This is a genomic window from Microbacterium sp. 10L49 (assembly GCF_056395125.1).
The window spans coordinates 392,911-407,039 of sequence record NZ_JBFTIW010000002.1; the positions used below are offsets into that span (position 1 = coordinate 392,911).

General features: G+C 69.5%; 15 protein-coding genes and 1 tRNA gene. 8 read left to right on the forward strand and 8 right to left on the reverse strand.

What is annotated here, in order from left to right:
- The first annotated feature begins 8 nt into the window (after window positions 1-8).
- Window positions 9-1,652 carry a DNA repair helicase XPB gene (locus AC1DCT_RS06330; RefSeq protein ID WP_477428078.1) on the forward strand — a complete coding sequence of 548 codons (1,644 nt, stop codon included), beginning with the start codon at window positions 9-11 and terminating at the stop codon, window positions 1,650-1,652.
- Window positions 1,653-1,669: 17 nt separating this feature from the next.
- Here AC1DCT_RS06330 and AC1DCT_RS06335 read toward each other — a convergent pair whose 3' ends face one another.
- Window positions 1,670-2,566, reverse strand: coding sequence for an alpha/beta fold hydrolase (locus tag AC1DCT_RS06335; RefSeq protein ID WP_477428080.1), 897 nt, complete (start codon window positions 2,564-2,566; stop codon window positions 1,670-1,672).
- Window positions 2,567-2,674: 108 nt separating this feature from the next.
- Between AC1DCT_RS06335 and AC1DCT_RS06340 the strand changes: the two genes are divergently transcribed.
- Entirely contained in the window at window positions 2,675-3,211 is a 537-nt protein-coding gene (locus tag AC1DCT_RS06340; protein WP_477428081.1) for a TetR/AcrR family transcriptional regulator, read from the forward strand.
- A gap of 228 nt (window positions 3,212-3,439) precedes the next feature.
- On the opposite strand, the gene AC1DCT_RS06345 is transcribed toward AC1DCT_RS06340, so the two are convergent.
- On the reverse strand, window positions 3,440-4,033 hold the full coding sequence (locus AC1DCT_RS06345) for an NADPH-dependent FMN reductase (RefSeq protein WP_477229531.1): 594 nt from the start codon (window positions 4,031-4,033) through the stop codon (window positions 3,440-3,442).
- Between the two features lie 122 nt (window positions 4,034-4,155).
- Between AC1DCT_RS06345 and AC1DCT_RS06350 the strand changes: the two genes are divergently transcribed.
- From AC1DCT_RS06350 to AC1DCT_RS06360, 3 genes are all read left to right on the forward strand, one after another.
- A complete protein-coding gene (locus AC1DCT_RS06350) occupies window positions 4,156-4,848 on the forward strand; it encodes a response regulator transcription factor (protein WP_159575299.1) in 693 nt (230 codons plus the stop codon).
- A 3-nt stretch (window positions 4,849-4,851) separates the two neighbouring features.
- Entirely contained in the window at window positions 4,852-6,558 is a 1,707-nt protein-coding gene (locus tag AC1DCT_RS06355; protein ID WP_477229532.1) for a sensor histidine kinase, read from the forward strand.
- Between the two features lie 175 nt (window positions 6,559-6,733).
- Entirely contained in the window at window positions 6,734-7,021 is a 288-nt protein-coding gene (locus tag AC1DCT_RS06360) for a WXG100 family type VII secretion target (protein WP_440733740.1), read from the forward strand.
- A 97-nt stretch (window positions 7,022-7,118) separates the two neighbouring features.
- Here AC1DCT_RS06360 and groL read toward each other — a convergent pair whose 3' ends face one another.
- The 3 genes from groL to AC1DCT_RS06375 form a co-directional block, all read right to left on the reverse strand.
- Complete coding sequence (gene groL, locus AC1DCT_RS06365; protein ID WP_441977639.1) at window positions 7,119-8,738, reverse strand: chaperonin GroEL; 1,620 nt, start codon at window positions 8,736-8,738, stop codon at window positions 7,119-7,121.
- Window positions 8,739-8,857: 119 nt separating this feature from the next.
- On the reverse strand, window positions 8,858-9,463 hold the full coding sequence (locus tag AC1DCT_RS06370; protein ID WP_477428083.1) for a LytR C-terminal domain-containing protein: 606 nt from the start codon (window positions 9,461-9,463) through the stop codon (window positions 8,858-8,860).
- Between the two features lie 73 nt (window positions 9,464-9,536).
- Window positions 9,537-9,794: a DUF3263 domain-containing protein gene (locus tag AC1DCT_RS06375; RefSeq protein WP_440733742.1), complete on the reverse strand. Its 258-nt coding sequence runs from the start codon at window positions 9,792-9,794 to the stop codon at window positions 9,537-9,539.
- 106 nt (window positions 9,795-9,900) lie between these two features.
- Here AC1DCT_RS06375 and msrB point away from each other — a divergent pair, with 106 nt between their 5' ends.
- Together msrB and AC1DCT_RS06385 are read left to right on the forward strand one after the other, a co-directional pair.
- On the forward strand, window positions 9,901-10,317 hold the full coding sequence (gene msrB / locus AC1DCT_RS06380) for a peptide-methionine (R)-S-oxide reductase MsrB (protein ID WP_440733743.1): 417 nt from the start codon (window positions 9,901-9,903) through the stop codon (window positions 10,315-10,317).
- Window positions 10,314-11,033: a nitroreductase family protein gene (locus AC1DCT_RS06385; RefSeq protein WP_477229533.1), complete on the forward strand. Its 720-nt coding sequence runs from the start codon at window positions 10,314-10,316 to the stop codon at window positions 11,031-11,033. The genes msrB and AC1DCT_RS06385 overlap by 4 nt, the downstream gene beginning before the upstream one ends.
- Here the strand turns inward: AC1DCT_RS06385 and AC1DCT_RS06390 are convergent.
- Window positions 11,008-11,997: a DMT family transporter gene (locus AC1DCT_RS06390; RefSeq protein WP_477229534.1), complete on the reverse strand. Its 990-nt coding sequence runs from the start codon at window positions 11,995-11,997 to the stop codon at window positions 11,008-11,010. The genes AC1DCT_RS06385 and AC1DCT_RS06390 overlap by 26 nt on opposite strands.
- 73 nt (window positions 11,998-12,070) lie before the next feature.
- Between AC1DCT_RS06390 and AC1DCT_RS06395 the strand changes: the two genes are divergently transcribed.
- Window positions 12,071-12,724 carry an SOS response-associated peptidase family protein gene (locus AC1DCT_RS06395; RefSeq protein WP_441977642.1) on the forward strand — a complete coding sequence of 218 codons (654 nt, stop codon included), beginning with the start codon at window positions 12,071-12,073 and terminating at the stop codon, window positions 12,722-12,724.
- A 52-nt stretch (window positions 12,725-12,776) separates the two neighbouring features.
- Here the strand turns inward: AC1DCT_RS06395 and AC1DCT_RS06400 are convergent.
- A tRNA-Thr gene (locus tag AC1DCT_RS06400) sits at window positions 12,777-12,849 on the reverse strand.
- A gap of 99 nt (window positions 12,850-12,948) precedes the next feature.
- Window positions 12,949-13,917 (reverse strand): DsbA family protein, encoded by a 969-nt coding sequence (locus tag AC1DCT_RS06405; RefSeq protein ID WP_441977643.1) that lies wholly within the window; start codon window positions 13,915-13,917, stop codon window positions 12,949-12,951.
- Window positions 13,918-14,129 lie beyond the last annotated feature (212 nt).

The following is a 14,129-nucleotide window of genomic DNA, read 5'->3' on the forward strand; positions in this document are numbered from 1 at the left end:
GGTCCGCTATGTCTGATGGCCCGCTGATCGTCCAGAGCGACCGCACCGTGCTGCTCGAGGTCGCGCACCCCGACGCCGAGAGCGCGCGGCACGAGCTCGCGATCTTCGCCGAGCTGGAACGCGCCCCCGAGCACATCCACACGTACCGGGTCACCCGGCTGGGGCTGTGGAACGCCCGCGCGGCCGGCCACACGGCCGAGGACATGCTGGAGACCCTCGACCGCTGGTCGCGTTTCCCCGTGCCCCCGTCGGTCTCCGTCGACATCCGCGAGACCGTGAACCGCTACGGCCGGCTCGTGATCGAGCGCGACGACGAGGGCGTACTCATCCTGCGCTCCACGGATCCCGCCGTGCTCACCCAGGTCGCCGGGAATAAGCGGATCCAGCCGCTGCTCGTCGGCCACCCTGCCCCCGACACGTACGTCGTGGACGCGTGGGCGCGGGGCCAGATCAAGCAGGAGCTGTTGAAGATCGGCTGGCCCGCCGAGGACCTGGCCGGCTACACGCCGGGTACACCGCACGAGATCACGCTGGCCGAGGACGGCTGGGCGATGCGCCCCTACCAGCAGGACGCGGTCGACGCGTTCGCGAAGGACGGATCCGGCGTCGTCGTGCTCCCCTGCGGTGCCGGCAAGACCATCGTCGGCGCCGGTGCGATGGCGGCGACCAAGACGACCACGCTCATCCTCGTCACCAATGCCGTCTCGGCCCGCCAGTGGCGCGACGAGCTGATCAAACGCACCAGCCTGACCCCCGAGGAGATCGGCGAGTACTCCGGGCAGGTGAAGGAGGTCAAGCCGGTCACGATCGCGACCTACCAGATCCTCACCGCGAAGCGGAAGGGCCAGTACGCGCACCTCTCCCTCCTCGACGAGATGGACTGGGGGCTCGTGGTCTACGACGAGGTGCACCTGCTGCCCGCACCGGTCTTCAAGCTCACCGCCGATCTGCAGGCCCGCCGTCGGATCGGCCTCACCGCGACGCTCGTGCGCGAGGACGGCCGCGAGGGCGACGTGTTCAGCCTGATCGGCCCCAAGCGGTTCGACGCACCGTGGAAGCAGATCGAGGCGCAGGGCTTCATCTCGCCCGCCGCCTGCTACGAGGTTCGCGTCGACCTGCCACCGGACGACCGGCTGGAGTACGCCGCCGCGACGGATGACGAGCGCTACCGCCTCGCCGCGTCCGCGCCGGCCAAGATCACCACGGTGCGCGAGCTCATCGCGAAGCACCCCGGCGAGCGCATCCTCGTGATCGGGCAGTACCTCGACCAGCTCGAGGAGTTGTCCGAGGCCCTGAACGCGCCGTCGATCACCGGCGCGACGCCGGTGGACGAGCGCGAGGAGCTGTACCGGCAGTTCCGCGAGGGCGAGATCGAGCTGCTGGTGGTGTCGAAGGTCGCGAACTTCTCCATCGACCTGCCGGAGGCCTCGGTCGCGATCCAGGTGTCCGGATCCTTCGGCTCGCGCCAGGAGGAGGCGCAGCGCCTCGGACGCCTGCTGCGACCGAAGCAGTCCGGGCACACGGCAAGCTTCTACACGCTGATCGCGCGGGACACGGTCGACCAGGACTATGCGCAGAACCGGCAGCGCTTCCTCGCCGAACAGGGTTACAGCTACACGATCCTGGACGCGCACGAGCTCGAGGCCGCCTGAGGGGGCACGACGCGAGATCAGGTGGTGCGGGCGAACCAGTCCAGCGCGAGCCGGGCGACCTCGCGCGGCTGATCGTCCGTGAGGAAATGCGCCCCGTCGTCGACGAACGCGAGCTCGAACCTGTCGGCATGCTGCCCACGGTTCCTGCAGATGCGGCGCACCGTCGGCTCCGCGAACGGGCCGTCCTCGCTGCCGAACACGCAGAGCATCGGCGGGCGCAGACGCATCCGCTTGTAGACCCCTCCCATCAGCCGTCGCGAGACCGGTATCACCATGCCCCGGTAGAGCGCGGTCACGGCCCGCTCGATCTCAGGCCGCTCGTGCACCCGCAGGTAGGCTTCGACCGTCTCGTCGGTCATCGGCTTCGCCGCATAGCGGGATCCGAACAGGTACCTGAGCGAGCTTCCCGCGCGGTGCATGAGCAGCGCCGGCATGTGCGCGAACGCGGGCATCACCCGGGGCGAGAACTCCATGAAGCCCGGCGGCACGGCGACCTGCACGATCGCCCGCACGCGCTCCGGATTGCGGTACGCGAGCTGCATCCCCGAGATCGCTCCCATGTCGTGGCAGAGGAAGCGCGCGGCGCCGATGCCGAGCGCGTCCAGCACGGCGACCACGTCGTCCAGCTGGGACTCCGGGCCGAATCGCGGGTCATCGGCCTCCGTCCAGCCCGAGCCGCGCAGATCGGGGCAGATCACGCGATACCCCTCCGCAGCGATGATCGGCGCGATGAGGCGCCACTGCCACCAGTGCATCGGAAAACCGTGCAGAAGCACGACGGGCTCGCCCTCGCCGATCGACGCCACATGCGTGCGCAGCCCCGGCGTGGCGATCATCGTGTGTTCGAATTCGGCCGCGTCGGGCAGCGGCGGCGACCATTCCCGTTGGAGTCGCGAGGATGTCGGCGTGTCCATGGCGAGACCTCCCTGTCATCGCACCGCGCGGACCACGGTGGTTCGCCGGGAAGTTTACTACGTTCGTAGTGTCAGCGCACTATGAAAATAGTGATCTACGCTCGTCCCATGAGCAGTACGCGCCGTCGGGCGCTCGACGCCGCCGTGACCCTGATCGGCACGGAGGGGATCCGCGCGCTCACGCACGGCCGGGTGGATGCCGCAGCCGCGCTGCCGCCCGGATCCACGTCGAATCACTTCCGCACGCGTGCGGCGCTGGTCTCAGGGGTGATCGAGTGGCTGGCGACACAGGAGCGCGCGGACGCCGGCCTGCCGGACATCGGCTCCGCCGACGAATTCATCGACGCCGTGTCCCGGATGATCCAGCTCCAGTCCGGTCCGCTCGCGGCGCGGACCAGGGCGCGCTACGCGCTGTTCCTGGAGGCGGATGAAGACGCCATGCGACCGCTACGCGAACAGCGGCTCGGCATGGAGGCGTGGGTGCGCGGGATCCTCACGAGCCTCGGCGGGGACACCGCGGCTCGGCACGCCGCCTTCGTCATGGCCACCGGCGACGGCCTCCTGCTGCACCGGGTCACGGTGGATCCCGACGCACCCATCCGCGAGGTGATCGCTCACGCCGTGCATGCCGCCCTGAGCGGCTGACCGGTGCACTGGACGCGGTCGGCGCACGCGGGCCTCGATCGAGGCGCTCAGACGCGGGAATCCTCCCCGGCCTCAGACCACAGCGCCAGCACGGCGCGGTCGGATCTTCGAGCAGAGCCCCACACTCCGGGCACACCCGGGCCAGCCAGCAGGCGGAGTCCCCGCCGCGCTCCTCGTCATCCATCTCCGGATGCTGCGTCACCGTGGACGGTGCGGATCCGGCCCGGATCAGGTCTGCGGGATGACCGTCAGCACTCTCGCGGTGTACTCGGCGAACGCCGTCATGAACTGCCGCAGGAACTCCTCGGTCCCTGGCGTCGTCACCCGGCCGTCGTCGTCGATGAGTCCTGGCGAATAGTGGATGTACGCCTCGGGGGACGTCATCTGACGGGCATTGAGGAAGCCCAGGGTGGCGCGCAGGGACTGCTGTCCGACGGCCGTGCCGATCGCCCCCATCGACGCCCCCACGACGCCGGTGGGCTTGTGCGCCCACACGTTCTGCCCCCAGGGCCTGCTGCCCCAGTCGATCGCGTTCTTCAGCGGCCCCGGCAGCGAGCGGTTGTACTCAGGGGTGACGAAGAGCACCGCGTCCGCGCTCGTCACCGCCTCCTTGAAGTCGAGCGCGACCTGCGGATAGTCGGCGTCGAAGTCGCGGTTGTACAACGGCAGGTCGGCATAGGAGATCTCGAAGAACTCGAAACCCTCGGGCGCAAGATGCGTCAGTGCGTTCGCCAGACGGCGATTGATGGACTCCCGGGAGAGGCTGCCGACGATGACGCCGACACGGTACGGCCCCTCGTGCTCGATGATGTCGATCTTCATGGACACACTCTGCACCCGAAAGGGGCGGATCGTCACGCTTCCTGAGGCGCCGCATAGCCGATCCCTAGGAAAGTTCCGCCCGCAATCAGCCCGAACACGGATCGGGTCACCATAATGGGGGCATGACTGAAGCGCGCATCCTGGTCGTCGACGACGAACCCAACATCCGCGATGTCCTCTCCACGGGCCTGAGCTTCGCCGGTTTCTCGGTGAAGACCGTCGCCAACGGCGCCGCCACGATCTCGGCCGTGCTGGAGGAGGAGCCCGATCTCATCATCCTCGACGTGATGCTCCCCGACATGAACGGATTCAGCGTCACCAAGCGACTGCGCGGCGCGGGTTTCACGGCGCCGATCCTGTTCCTCACGGCGAAGGACGACACCGAGGACAAGATCGAGGGACTGAATGCGGGCGGCGACGACTACGTCACCAAGCCGTTCGCCCTGGACGAGATCGTCGCGCGTGCGCAGGCGATCCTGCGCCGCACCATGCAGGCGGACGAGGAATCGGTGATCCGCGCCGGCGAGCTGTCGATGGATCAGGACACGCACGACGTGTTCGTCGGATCCACCCCCATCGAACTCAGCCCGACCGAGTTCAAGCTCCTCCGCTACCTCATGCTCAACCCGAACCGGGTGTTGTCGAAGGCGCAGATCCTCGACCACGTCTGGGAGTACGACTTCAACGGCGACGCCGGCATCGTGGAGAGCTACATCTCGTATCTCCGCCGCAAGATCGACCCGCACACCGAGGAGCCGGTCATCCAGACCAAGCGCGGCTTCGGCTACATGCTCAAGGTGGGGAAGACCGCGTAGCGGATGGCAGAGCCCGACGCGATCACGCGATGGTGGCGCCGGATCAGCCTTCGGGCGAAGGTGACCGGCGTCACCGTCGGCGTGCTCGCGCTCGGACTCGTCGTCACCGGCATCGGCACCATGCCGATCCTGCGCAACCTGCTCATCGACAACGTCGAATCCCAGCTGCCGACGCTCGTGACCAGCGACCTCGCCACGATCACGCCGGACGGCTACGGCACCTTCAGCGTCACACTTAAGGACGAGACGCTGGGCCTCGCGGACTACTTCGTCGCGGTCTACGACACGGCCGGCGCGCTCGTGTACTCCGGGGGCGGCGCGCCGAAGGCCGGCAAGCCCGAGTTCCCGACCACCTACCCTCTGGCCCGTGCGACGCTCGAAGCCGGACGGACGGATCCGATGGTGCTGCGAGGCGCGGACGGATCCGAGTTCCGCGCCGCTGTGGCGGTGCGGGAGGACCCCAGCACCAACATCACCTACACGCAGATCGTGGCGGTGTCGCTGGACGAGCCGGATCGCATCCTGGCGACGTTCTTCGGGGTGTTCACCACGGTGGCGCTCGTGACGATCATCATCGCGGCGCTCGCCACCCGGGGGCTGGTGACGCTCGCCTTCCGCCGGCTGGGCCGGGTGGAGTCCACCGCCATGGCGATCGCCGCGGGCGACTTCAGTCAGCGGCTCACGGACCTCGAGCCGACGACCGAGGTGGGGCGGCTGAACGGCGCCATCAACACCATGCTCGACCGGCTGGACGCGGCGATCGCCCAGCGCGACCGCTCTGTGCAGCAGATGCGGCGCTTCGTCGGCGACGCCAGCCATGAGTTGCGCACGCCGCTGGTGAGTGTGCGCGGCTACGCCGAGCTGTACCGGATGGGCGCCATCAAGCCCGGCGAGGACACTGCGCGCGCGATGGACCGGATCGAGAAGGAGGCGCTGCGGATGGGCGTGCTCGTCGAGGATCTGCTCGCCCTCGCCCGCCTGGACGAGCAGCGCGAACTCACCATCGAACCGCTCGATCTTCGCCCGCTCGCGCAGGACGCCGCGCTCGACCTGCGCGCGGCGGCGCCCGAGCGCCCGGTCACCGTCGTCGACATGACCGCCGAGGCGCACCCTACGGACCTGCCCGTGCCCTCACACATGGCGATCACACGGCCGACCCCGACAACACGCACGGCGCCTCCGCGCGGTCGCATACCCGCGATCCTGCGCCGGCGCCCGCGCGACGGCGGCCCGGTTCCCGAGATCGACTTCTCCGAGGCCGTCGTCGCTCCCGTCTCCACGCCGCCGATCGTGCTCGGCGAGGAGAACAAGGTGCGCCAGGTGATCGCGAACCTGCTCGGCAACGCGCGGCGATTCTCCCCCGGCGACTCCCCCATCGAGGTGGTCGTGGGCGCGGACCGGCGCCGGGACGTGGGCTGGTTCGCGATCGTGGATCACGGTGAGGGCGTCCCCGAGCAGATCCGGGATCAGATCTTCCAGCGCTTCTGGCGCGCCGACTCCTCGCGCACGAGAGACACCGGCGGCGCGGGCCTGGGGCTCGCCATCGTCGCGTCCATCGTGCGTGCGCTGAACGGCTCGGTCCAGGTGACCGAGACACCGGGCGGCGGTGCGACGTTCACCGTGTCGCTGCCGCTCGCACCGGCGCAGGCGACGCCGGAGCACCTGCTGCAGGACACGCAGCCCATCGAGCCGCTCGACCTCTCGCGCTGAGCCCGGCGGCCGCTGGACCTGTCCCGCTGAGCCCGGCGGCAGCTGGCGTCCTCGATCGATCCGCACAGTGCGGACCCCGCGAAGGTTCCGCACCGGTTGCGCGACCGGCCCCTATCGACAGGCACCGGATCCCTAACGTCGGATGCATCCGATGCACCACGACGAAAGGATCCTCATGTCCGTTTTCACCGTCGACACTGACGCCGTCTTCACCACCAGGCTGTCCGTGCAGGCCACGAGCGAGCGGCTGCAGAGCGACTCGGCCGCCATGACGTCGCAACTCACTCAGCTGCAGTCGTCCTGGAGCGGGGGCGCCTCCGTCGCGTGTCAGAACGCCGTGGAGCAGTGGCGCGGCGCACAGGCGCATGTCGAGCAGGCGCTCGCGGCGATCGCCCAGGCCCTCGGGTCCGCCGGCCAGCTCTACGCGCAGGCCGAGAACGACTCCACTGCGCTGTTCCACTGAGTGTCCCCCTGCCGAGGACGCGCTTTCGTGGGCGGCTCCGCAGACGGAGAAGGCCCCCGGGACGAATCCCGGGGGCCTTCTCGAAAGGGGGCTGGACTCAGAAGTCCATGCCGCCGGACGGGTCGGCCGGCATGGCCGAAGCCTTCTCCGGCTTGTCGGCGACGACGACCTCGGTGGTGAGGAAAAGGCCGGCGATCGACGCGGCGTTCTGCAGCGCCGAGCGGGTGACCTTGGCCGGGTCGATGATGCCCTGTGCGAACATGTCGCCGTACTCGCCGGTCGCGGCGTTGAGGCCGTGACCCGTGGGGAGCTCGGAGACCTTGTGCGCGACGACGCCCGGCTCGAGACCGGCGTTGAGGGCGATCTGCTTGAGCGGCGCCTCGATCGCGACGCGCACGATGTTCGCGCCGGTCGCTTCGTCGCCCGTGAGCTCGAGGCCGTTGAGGGCCTTCGTGCCGGACTGGATCAGGGCGACGCCACCACCGGCGACGATGCCCTCCTCGACGGCGGCCTTCGCGTTGCGGACGGCGTCCTCGATGCGGTGCTTGCGCTCCTTGAGCTCGACCTCGGTGGCCGCGCCCGCCTTGATGACGGCCACGCCGCCGGCGAGCTTGGCGAGGCGCTCCTGCAGCTTCTCGCGGTCGTAGTCGCTGTCGGTGTTCTCGATCTCGCGACGGATCTGGGTCACGCGACCGGCGATCTGCTCGGCGTCTCCGGCACCCTCGACGATCGTGGTCTCGTCCTTGGTGACGATGACCTTGCGCGCACGGCCCAGCAGGTCGAGGGTCGCGTTCTCGAGCTTGAGACCGACCTCCTCGGTGATCACGGTGCCGCCGGTGAGGATCGCGATGTCCTGCAGCTGCGCCTTGCGGCGGTCACCGAAGCCCGGAGCCTTGACGGCGACGGACTTGAAGATGCCGCGGATCTTGTTCAGCACCAGGGTCGCAAGGGCTTCGCCCTCGACGTCCTCAGCGATGATGACGAGCTCCTTGCCGTCCTGGATCACCTTGTCGACGACGGGCAGAAGATCCTTGATGTTCGAGATCTTCTGGTTCGCGATGAGGATGTACGGGTCCTCGAAGACAGCCTCCTGGCGGTCCGGGTCCGTGACGAAGTAGGGGTTCAGGTAGCCCTTGTCAAAGCGCATGCCCTCGGTGAGCTCGAGCTCGGTGCCGAAGGTCTGGGACTCCTCGACGGTGACCACACCCTCCTTGCCCACCTTGTCGATGGCCTCGGCGATGAGCTCGCCGATCTCCGGGTCGGCGGCGGAGATCGACGCAGTAGCGGCGATCTGCTCCTTGGACTCGATCTCCTTGGCGGAGGCGAGCAGCTCGGCGGTGATGGCGGCGACGGCCTTCTCGATGCCCTTCTTCAGGCTGATCGGGTCGGCACCGGCGGCCACGTTGCGCAGGCCCTCGCGGACCAGCGCCTGGGCGAGCACGGTTGCGGTGGTGGTGCCGTCACCCGCGACGTCGTCGGTCTTCTTCGCGACCTCCTTGACGAGCTCCGCGCCGATCTTCTCGTACGGGTCGTCGAGCTCGATCTCCTTGGCGATGGACACGCCGTCGTTCGTGATCGTGGGGGCGCCCCACTTCTTCTCGAGCACGACGTTGCGGCCACGCGGGCCGAGGGTCACCTTGACCGCGTCGGCCAGGATGTTCAGGCCGCGCTCGAGACCGCGACGGGCCTCCTCATCGAAAGCGATGATCTTTGCCATGAGTTCTGTCGTCCCTCCTGGACGTAGACATTGGGTTTTAGCACTCAGATCAGTCGAGTGCTAAACCCAGTCTGGCACTCGACCCCTGTGAGTGCAAGCCGTAGAGAGAGCGTCCGGGCTCAGCCCGCCGAGCCGTCGCCCGACGTGTCGGCGGGGGTCGGCTCCGTGGTCGGTGCGTTCTTCGCGAGATCGAGCCCGAGCACCACGGTGAGCTGCTTCTGGCCGGTCACGACGTCGTCGCCGTACCGATCGCTCAGCGCGACCTTCGTCGCGCCGATGAAGGCAGCCAGCGCCTGGGCCGCAGGCTTGTCCGCCTCGGTCTTGTAGTAGACCGTGGTCGCGGGGAAGTCCTGGGTGTCGGCATCGCTCGCCGCCACGGAGCCGCCGGCGAACCCGGCGTTGACGATCGTGTCGCGCGTGCTCGCGGCGAGCCCGTTCACGCCGGTCGCGTTCAGCACCAGGACGGCGTACGACGTGTCCAGCGTCGGCGCCGCCACGGTAGCGGTCGGCGATGCCGTGGGCACCGGCGCACCGCCGTCGAAGCTGATCCGGCCCATGGCGAGCATCGCGGCGAAGATCCCGACGGCGATCAGCACCGCCGTCGCCACTGCGGCCCACAGCAGCACGAACCAGCCGCGCATCCCGGGGTTCTCGGCACGGTGGGCGCCGACGCGTCCCTGCGCGTGCGGGATCACGTCGAATCGGTCGCGGGCGGATTCTGGCATCCCCCGATGTTATCCGGGGTCCTGCTGCGGTTTCGGTGAACGACAGGCCGTCGATCTCGAGCGCGGCTGCGCCTCAGCCGGCGGACAGCGCGGTGCGACCCGATCTCCGCGCTGCCGCGTCGTCTCGGATCCGGCGCAGTCGACGCACCAGCATCGGATCCGCGATCAGCGCCTGCTCAGACTCGATGACCCGGTCCAGCAGCTGGTAGTAGCGCGCCGGCGTCAGCTCCAGCTCGGCGCGGATCGCCTCCTCCTTGGCGCTGGAGTGCCCGGGGCGCCGCGCCTCGAACGCGAGGATCACACGCTCGCGGTCGCTGAGGAGGTCGGTCACCCCATCAGGCTACGTCGCCGTCGGCGCCCGGCCCGGACGGCGCGCCCGGCCGCCGCCCCTCCACGGCCAGGAACGCGCGAGAATGGATCCGACCCCGGGAGGATCCATGTCGCACCGCGTGACCAAGACCGACGCCGAATGGCGGGCCGAGCTCGACCCGCAGCAGTACGCCGTGCTGCGCGAGGCCGCGACCGAGCGGGCGTGGACCGGCGAGCTGCTCGACGAGCACCGTGCCGGCCTCTACACCTGCGGCGCGTGCGGCGCCGAGCTGTTCCGCAGCGGCACGAAGTTCGACTCGGGCTGCGGCTGGCCGAGCTTCTACGAGTCGGTCCGGCCTGAAGCCGTGGAGTTGATCGAGGACAACAGTCTCGGCATGCTGCGCACGGAGGTGCGCTGCGCGAACTGCGGTTCGCATCTGGGCCACGTCTTCCCGGACGGATTCGGCACGCCGACCGGCGACCGATACTGCATGAACTCGATCGCGCTGTCGTTCCAGCCGGACGATTCCGCGACCGGGGCATGAGCGCACTCGAAGCCGTTCGCCGTCGGCAGTCCTGGTCCAAGGTGACCCCGGACGCGCCGACCCGCGAGCAGCTGCTGCCGCTGATCGCGGCCGCCGGCCGCGTCGCGGATCACTCCTCGCTGCGGCCCTGGCGCCTGATCGAGCTGCGTGGACAGGACCGAGAACGACTGGGTGCGGCCATCGCAGCGACGACGGGCGACGACTCGCCCTCGTCCAAGCCTCTGCGCGCCTCCCTGCTGATCGCCGTCGTCGCCAGTTACCGGGACAGCGAGAAGGTGCCCCGCTGGGAGCAGGAGGCCGTCGCCTCCGGTGTCGCGCACGTGCTCAGCCTGTTGCTGGATGAGGCCGGCTGGGGAGTCATCTGGCGCACCGGCGGCTACACCCGCACCGCAGCCGTGGCCCGAGCGCACGGACTCGGTCCGGACGAGGAGCTTCTGGGCTGGCTGTACGTCGGCGGCAAGCCAGGCAAGGAGCCGGGGCGACGCCAGGTGCTCGACGCGGAATCGGTGCTGAGCCGGATGCCCGTCCAGAGCGCGCCCGACGACGCTGCGCCGTCCGACAGTGCGCGCGAACCCGCCGACTCCACCGAACCCGACAAGTGCACCAAGAAGAAGGTGAAGAAGAAGGCCAAGAAGGCGGCCAGGAAAGCCCGGAAGAAGGCCGAGAAGACTGCGAAGAAGCAGCGGCGGCTCAGGAAGACCGAGGAACAGGGCTGACCCGGCGACGCCCCCAGGGCAGCGCCGCCAGCACGGACAGCACCGCCGCGAGCACCATGACGACCACCTGCCATGCGGCAGGGCCGGCCGCGGGCGGCCAGATCATGTCGATCAGCACCGACACCACGAGCTGACCGAGGACAGCACCGAGCCCCATCAGCAGCACTCCCGTGCGGGCCACGATGATCACCCCCAGCAGGATGTAGGACGCACCGAGCAGCCCGCCCAGGTACAGCCACAGGTCTGCGGGGAACACGGCGGGGAACGGCTCCGGAGCTCCGGTCACGAGCAGGCTCGCACCTGCTGACACCGAGAGCACGAGCACGCCCCCGAAGAAGCTCATGTAGGTCGCGCCGAGCGGCGAGGCGATGCGCTGACCGAGCCGGCCGTTCACGGCGGACTGGAACGCGATGCCCGCTCCGGTGAGGAACGGCAGCACCAGCATCCACAGCGGCGCCCGGGCGAGCACGTCGCCGCCGAGCGAGACGCCGACGGCGACGAGCGCGAACGCACCGCCGAGCAGTCGCCCCGGGGTGATGGCGACGACGCCGGCCGGGCCGAATCCGACCCGATCCAGCAGCAGTCCGTGCAGCGTCTGGCCGGCCACGACGCCCACCGTGAAAAGGGCGACGCCGAGGATGCCCGCGACCAGGCCCTGGGTCGACACGGTCAGCGCACCGCAGGCGCCGCCGAGCAGCATCCACCAGCGCACGCCGCCGGTGCGGATCCCCCGCCAGAGACGCCCGAGCCCCGCGCGTCCCGAACGAGTGAGCAGCACGGGGAAGCTCAGCAGCACCAGGCCGACAGCGAACGACACCCACCCGGCGAGTATCCCGTTGTCCAGACGCACTCCGAGCTGCCCGTTCACGCGCGCCTGGATCGCCGTCATCGCACCGATGGCGACCGCGCCGCCGAGCGCCAGCACGGTGCGCCCGCGGCGCGGCTTCGGAGGGGGCACAGTCACCGTTATGAGCCTACTCGGGCGCGGAATCGCTCTCGAGCACACCGACGTCCCCCGCCCGAGGTACGCTCCAGCCATGTGCGCGAGCTACGGCCTGGATCCGCGATTCAGCGATCAGCAGCTGATCGAGGAAGCCGACGACGAACTCATGGAGGGGATCCGCGCGTGGGCGCGGCGCAACGCGGAGGAGACTCTGCGCCCCACCGGACGGCTGCTGCGCAACCTCAATCCGATCCTGCTGCCCTCGGAGTCCGCGCAACCGCAGCTCGAGCAGGCCTGGTGGGGATTCCTCGTCGACGGCCGGCCGTCGCGGTTCCCCTCGATCAACACCCGCTCCGAACGGCTGCAGGAGCGTCCCGGGAGCCTGAAGGGGCGGGCGCTGGTCCCCGCCACGAGCTGGTACGAGATGCAGAAGCCGCAGAAGGCGTGGCACGAGTTCGGGCTGGACGGCGCCCTGTTCGGCATGGCCGCGATCACCCAGCGCGGCCGCGCCGAGGACGGCTCCTGGTACACGTGCTACTCGATCGTGATGCAGCCGGCGCCCGAGCGCCTCGCCGGGATCCACGACCGCATGCCGGTGCTGCTGCCGGCCGCATTCGCCCGGGACTGGCTGAACGGCGACGCCACGCGCGAGCTCATCGACGAGGCGCTGCTGGCCTCCGCCGCGATCACCGCGCGGGTGGCCGCGACGCCGCGCGCGGATGACAAGGGCACGGATCGACTGTTCTGAGCACCGCGGATGCGTCATGTCCGCACCATGATGCCCGCGGAGGAAGAATCGGAGCCTCCTGCCGGACTCGAACCGGCCACCTGCGGTTTACAAGGCCGCTGCTCTACCAGATGAGCTAAGGAGGCGAGGAATGGCCGGCGCCGTGAGGGCGCGACCGCTCCACAGCGTAGCAATTCGCCGCGCTGTCGGCGTGCACGCCGTCCGGAGCCGGACGGCCGCACGCGCTACTTCGCGGCGGACGGCGACGGCGTGGGCGAGAGCGTCGGACCGGGCGTGCCGTAGTACGAGTCGCTCGCGACCGAGAGCACGAACTGGCTGAACTCGGCGGCGTCGGTGAGCGATCCGGCGTAGACCTGGCCGTTCACGACGATCGTGGGCGCGCCGCTCAGGGCCCCCTTCTTGGAGCCGGGCAGCGGGCCGTCCACGGCGCGCTGCGTGACGTCCTTCACCCAGGAGTCGTAGGTGCTCTCCTCGACGCAGGTCTGGAGGCCCTTGGCATCCTTCACTCCGCTCGAGATCGCGAGTGCGATGAGCTCCTTGTCACTCTTGCCGTCGGTGTCCTGCTTCGGCTGGTCGACGAGCAGGGCGTGGTTGAACGCGTAGAAGACCTCGGGCTGCATCGAGGCGACGCAGGCGGCGGCGGACGCGGCGCGCAGCGAATACTTGGTGCCGTTGGAGTTCGCGGTCAGCAACGCGACCGGGTGATAGGTGACGGTCGCCGCGTCCTGATCGACCCAGGTCGCGAGCTGCTTCGCGTTCGCACGCTCGAAGTCGCTGGCGCCGGGCGAGAGGTAGTCGACGTAGACATGGATGTCGACAGCGTCGGCCGTGGCGGTCGGATCGGGAGTCGGCGAGGCGGATCCGGTCGGCGCCGCGCTGCCCGCCGTGCTCGGCGAGGGCGTGGGCGTGCTCCCGGATCCGGCGCGCACCGAGGCCAGATCCTCCTTGGTCACGACGACACCGTCGTCCTGCAGGTTCGACGGTGTGAGCGACGGCTTCGACACGGCGGAGCCCACAGCCCAGGCCACGGCGCCTCCCGCGGCGCCGACCACGATGACCGCGACCGCGGCGATGATCACACGTCGGATGATCCGGGCGCGGGACTGCTGGGCGTTCACCTGCTGGGCCTTCTCCCGCACGGCCGCACGCGAATGCGGCGGAGTGGGGACGTTCGGCGTTTCGTCGCTCGACATCGTTCCTCTTGGTTTCTCGGGACTGGCGTCCCTGTGGCCTGCTGCCGACGGGCGCGGCGCGGCACGGGTTCGATGCTAGCCAGGCAGGCTGAGAAATGACCAGACGGCCCCTGGCCGGACCCTGCGAGATCTGCCCCGGAAAGCGCTTCACCGACGATGCTGGACCTCGCCGGAGCTCTCATGTCATACTGATCCCGGCCCGATGGCGGGCC